The 1,903-nt window shown below is 67.0% G+C and carries 1 protein-coding gene; it reads left to right on the top strand.

The features are described from left to right. The first annotated feature begins 126 nt into the window (after positions 1–126). Positions 127–1,818: an IS1634 family transposase gene (locus RJ1_RS44815; RefSeq protein ID WP_061043238.1), complete on the top strand. Its 1,692-nt coding sequence runs from the start codon at positions 127–129 to the stop codon at positions 1,816–1,818. Positions 1,819–1,903: the final 85 nt, after the last annotated feature.

The raw sequence follows: 1,903 nt of genomic DNA, 5'->3' as shown, positions 1-1,903 counted from the left end.
CCTAGCGGGAGTTTCCGAGATGTGAGCTGCGTGGGGGTTCCCGGTTTGGGCCGGTTGTGAGTTTGTCCTGGTGACACGCCGTTTCGGTGATTGATCGCCGACCCGGGTTCGTGTATGACCTAAAGTATGTCCAGCCTGTATCCGAAGAAGGTCAACGGCAAGACGTACTGGTACCTGCGCACGATGGCACGGGTGGACGGCAAACCGAAGATGATCTCCGAGCGGTACCTGGGCTCGGCGGCGGACGTGGCCGCGGCATTCGATGCCGGGGACACGGCGGTGATGCCGCAGCGCACCCGCCATCTCGCGTTCGGGGACGTCGCCGCGGTCTGGTCGATGTGTCAGCGCCTCAACGTGATCGGCGTGATCGACGAGATCACCGGAGGGCGGGTGGCCGGTGCTCCCTGCTCGATCGGCACCTACCTGGCGGTCGCGGTGTGCAACCGGATCACCGCCCCGTGCTCGAAGGCGCGGATCGCCGACTGGTGGGCGCAGACCGCCGCGGACCGCTTCACCAAGATCCGCGCCACCGACCTCGACCACCGCCGCTTCTGGGACGCGATGCACGCGGTGACCCCCGGTCAACTCGAGCAGATCTCCCAGACGATCACCGCCGCGATGATCACCGACTTCGGGCTCGACACCACCGCGCTGGCGTTGGACATGACCAACTTCGCCACCTACATCGCCTCCGTCAACACCAAGGCGCCGATCGCCCAACGCGGCAAGGCGAAACAGAAACGCACCGACCTGCGCCTGGTCGGGCTCGGGCTGGTGATCACCCGGGACGGCGGGATCCCACTGACCTGGCACGCGTACCCGGGCAACAAACCCGACGTCACCCAGTTCCCGGCCATGATCGACACCCTCACCGCCCGCTACCGGGCGCTGGGCACCGACACCGGCACCATCACCGTCGTCTTCGACGCCGGCCAGAACTCGGCCGCGAACTTCGCGCACCTGACCGGGGCCGGACTGCACTACGTCGGATCCACCCCGCCCAGCGATCACCCCGACCTCCTCGATCTCCCTGCCTCCCGCCGCCGCCCGGTGCCCGGCGACCGCTTCGCCGGGCTCACCGCACTACACACCCGCAAACAGGTCTACGGCCTCGACCAGCGGGTGATCCTCACCCACAGCCCGACCCTGCACGACGCCCAGGACCGGGGCCTGATGCAAACCCTGGCCGCCGCCGGGCGCAAACTCGACGAACTCGCCGCCACCCTCGCCCGCGGACACAGCCGCCGCGACCGCAACCAGGTCGAAGCCGCGATCACACACATCTGCTCCGACACCTGGGTCGCGCAGATCCTCACCTGGCAACTGGACGGGGACACCCCGGCCGAGTTCCGGCTCACCTGGGCCGTCGACACCGACGCCCGAAACAAGTTGACGCAGAGAATCTTCGGTAAACGGATCCTGATCACCGACCGTCAGGACTGGACCATCGCCGAGGTGATCGACGGCTACCGCTCCCAATCCGACGCCGAATTCGGATTCCGGCAACTCAAGGACCCCCACGAGGTGTCCTTCTCCCCGATGCACCACTTCACCGACCACACCATCACCGTGCACACCTTCACCTGCGTGCTGGCCCTGCAGATCGCCCACCTGATGCGCCGCGAAGCCGACACCCACGGCCACCACCTGTCGGTGCGCCAACTCCTCGCCGCCCTGGCCGGGATCGAGGAGACCGTCCTGATCTACCCCTCCACCGGCGGCCGCCCCAAGGCCCGGCGCATGCTCACCGAAACCACCACCACCCAGAACGAACTCGCACACATCTTCGACCTCGACCGCTACACCCCCACCACTTAGGTCATACACCCCCACAACCCGAAAACCGGCCCCCACCAGCGAAATCACCCCGACCCGGCCTCAAATCTCGGAAACTCCCGCTAGG

Source organism: Rhodococcus jostii NBRC 16295 (assembly GCF_001894825.1).
In the GTDB taxonomy this organism is placed as follows: Bacteria; Actinomycetota; Actinomycetes; order Mycobacteriales; family Mycobacteriaceae; genus Rhodococcus_F; species Rhodococcus_F jostii.
Note: the sequence above shows the minus strand (reverse complement) of the source record. Positions and strands in the feature narration are given on the sequence as shown.

Excerpts from the sequence above, each read along its gene's own strand:
- RJ1_RS44815 (WP_061043238.1), top strand. The coding sequence starts at position 127 with ATGTCCAGCCTGTATCCGAAGAAGGTCAACGGCAAGACGTACTGGTAC.